Annotated in this window: 1 rRNA gene; it reads right to left on the bottom strand. The window is 47.9% G+C overall.

Annotated elements, in window-relative coordinates:
* Positions 1–179: 179 nt before the first annotated feature.
* A 23S ribosomal RNA gene (locus CXF76_RS00480) occupies positions 180–3,070 on the bottom strand.
* Positions 3,071–3,286: the final 216 nt, after the last annotated feature.

Genomic DNA, 3,286 nt, shown 5'->3' with positions numbered 1-3,286 from the left:
TCAGGTGGGTCCAAAACGCTATTGTCACCAAGCAAATTTGGGCGTTAATCCGTATCGCTACGCACTAACTGAATTTGGAAAATATCTGATAATATTTTTTAAGTCTTTCTTCAAGTAATATCTACTTTAGTTATATTAACTTCTGTCTAAACTGTCGCATAAAACGCGTTTGGCGTTGTATGGTTAAGCCTCACGGGTAATTAGTACAAGTTAGCTTAATGGCTCACACCACTTCCACATCTTGCCTATCAACGTTGTAGTCTTCAACGGCCCTTCAGAGACTTTAAAAGTCTAGTGAGAACTCATCTCGAGGCCTGCTTCGCGCTTAGATGCTTTCAGCGCTTATCAGTTCCGAACGTAGCTACCGGGCAATGCCATTGGCATGACAACCCGAACACCAGCGGTTCGTTCACTCCGGTCCTCTCGTACTAGGAGCAACCCCTCTCAATTCTCAAACGCCCACGGCAGATAGGGACCGAACTGTCTCACGACGTTCTAAACCCAGCTCGCGTACCACTTTAAATGGCGAACAGCCATACCCTTGGGACCGACTTCAGCCCCAGGATGTGATGAGCCGACATCGAGGTGCCAAACACCGCCGTCGATATGAACTCTTGGGCGGTATCAGCCTGTTATCCCCGGAGTACCTTTTATCCGTTGAGCGATGGCCCTTCCATTCAGAACCACCGGATCACTATGACCTACTTTCGTACCTGCTCGACGTGTCTGTCTCGCAGTTAAGCTGGCTTCTACCATTACACTAACCGTACGATGTCCGACCGTACTTAGCCAACCTTCGTGCTCCTCCGTTACTCTTTAGGAGGAGACCGCCCCAGTCAAACTACCCACCAGGCACTGTCCGTAACCCCGATTCAGGGGCCAACGTTAGAACATCAAAACTACAAGGGTGGTATTTCAAGGTTGACTCCACAACAACTAGCGTCGCTGCTTCAAAGTCTCCCACCTATCCTACACATGTAGGTTCAATGTTCAGTGCCAAGCTGTAGTAAAGGTTCACGGGGTCTTTCCGTCTAGCCGCGGGTACACAGCATCTTCACTGCGATTTCAATTTCACTGAGTCTCGGGTGGAGACAGCGTGGCCATGGTTACACCATTCGTGCAGGTCGGAACTTACCCGACAAGGAATTTCGCTACCTTAGGACCGTTATAGTTACGGCCGCCGTTTACCGGGGCTTCGATCAAGAGCTTCTCCCTAAGGATAACCCCATCAATTAACCTTCCGGCACCGGGCAGGTGTCACACCGTATACGTCATCTTGCGATTTTGCACAGTGCTGTGTTTTTAATAAACAGTCCCAGCCACCTGGTCACTGCGGCTCCCGTCCGCTTAGAGAGCAAGTCTCATCACAGATAGGAGCGTACCTTCTCCCGAAGTTACGGTACGATTTTGCCTAGTTCCTTCACCCGAGTTCTCTCAAGCGCCTTAGTATTCTCTACCTGACCACCTGTGTCGGTTTGGGGTACGATTCCATATAATCTGAAGCTTAGAGGCTTTTCCTGGAAGTATGGCATCAGCAACTTCATCACCGTAGTGACTCGTCTCGTGTCTCAGGTTTAATGTTTGTCCGGATTTACCTAAACAAACGCCCTACTCACTTTCACATAGACTACCAACGCTATGCTTGCTTAGCCTGCTCCGTCCCCCCATCGCAATTATATCGAGTACAGAAATATTAATCTGTTTCCCATCGACTACGCCTTTCGGCCTCGCCTTAGGGGTCGACTTACCCTACCCTGATTAACATGGGATAGGAACCCTTGGTCTTCCGGCGTGGGAGTTTTTCACTCCCATTATCGTTACTCATGTCAGCATTCGCACTTCTGATACCTCCAGCATACCTCCCGGTACACCTTCAACGGCTTACAGAACGCTCCCCTACCACTCAGAATAAATTCTGAATCCGCAGCTTCGGTGCATAGTTTAGCCCCGTTACATCTTCCGCGCAGACCGACTCGACCAGTGAGCTATTACGCTTTCTTTAAAGGATGGCTGCTTCTAAGCCAACCTCCTGGCTGTCTGGGCCTTTCCACATCGTTTCCCACTTAACTATGACTTTGGGACCTTAGCTGGCGGTCTGGGTTGTTTCCCTCTTCACGACGGACGTTAGCACCCGCCGTGTGTCTCCCGGATATTACTTTACGGTATTCGGAGTTTGCAAAGGGTTGGTAAGTCGGGATGACCCCCTAGCCTTAACAGTGCTCTACCCCCGTAAGTATTCGTCCGAGGCTCTACCTAAATAGATTTCGGGGAGAACCAGCTATCTCCCGGTTTGATTAGCCTTTCACTCCTAGCCACAGGTCATCCCCTAACTTTTCAACGTTAGTGGGTTCGGTCCTCCAGTTGATGTTACTCAACCTTCAACCTGCCCATGGCTAGATCACCGGGTTTCGGGTCTATACCTTGCAACTATTCGCCCAGTTAAGACTCGGTTTCCCTACGGCTACCCTATTCGGTTAACCTCGCTACAAAATATAAGTCGCTGACCCATTATACAAAAGGTACGCAGTCACCCAACAAGTGGGCTCCTACTGCTTGTACGTACACGGTTTCAGGTTCTATTTCACTCCCCTCACAGGGGTTCTTTTCGCCTTTCCCTCACGGTACTGGTTCACTATCGGTCAGTTGGGAGTATTTAGCCTTAGATGATGGTCCACCTATATTCAGTCAAAGTTTCACGTGCTCCGACCTACTCGATTTCACTTAAAATGTCTTTTCATGTACGGGACTATCACCCTGTATCGTGGCGCTTTCCAGCAGCCTTCCATTAACACATAATAAGCTTAAGGGCTGTTCCGATTTCGCTCGCCGCTACTTTCGGAATCTCGGTTGATTTCTTTTCCTACGGGTACTTAGATGTTTCAGTTCTCCGCGTTCGCCTCGTTAACCTATGTATTCAGTTAACGATACCTGCAAGCAGGTGGGTTTCCCCATTCGGAAATCTTAGTCTCAAGCGCTTTTTACTAGCTTGACTAAGCTTATCGCAAGTTAATACGTCCTTCATCGCCTCCAACTGCCAAGGCATCCACCGTGTACGCTTAGTCACTTAACCATACAACCCAAACGGGTCTTTGTTTTGTGACAGTTTAACTTCGCCAGAAGTCAATATTGAATACTAAAGTAGATACCAATCAATCAACTCATAAGAGTTAACTAAATGGCACTGAATGGTACTGCTACCATTCTTTTTTTACTTTTGAAAACTCTTGATAAATACACTGTATCTATCAGAATTTTATTATCAGCTTTTCCAAATTTTTAAAGAGCA

Origin of the sequence: Pseudoalteromonas sp. 78C3, from assembly GCF_002836695.1 — a bacterium.
Lineage (GTDB): Bacteria > Pseudomonadota > Gammaproteobacteria > Enterobacterales > Alteromonadaceae > Pseudoalteromonas > Pseudoalteromonas arctica.
Note: the sequence above shows the minus strand (reverse complement) of the source record. Positions and strands in the feature narration are given on the sequence as shown.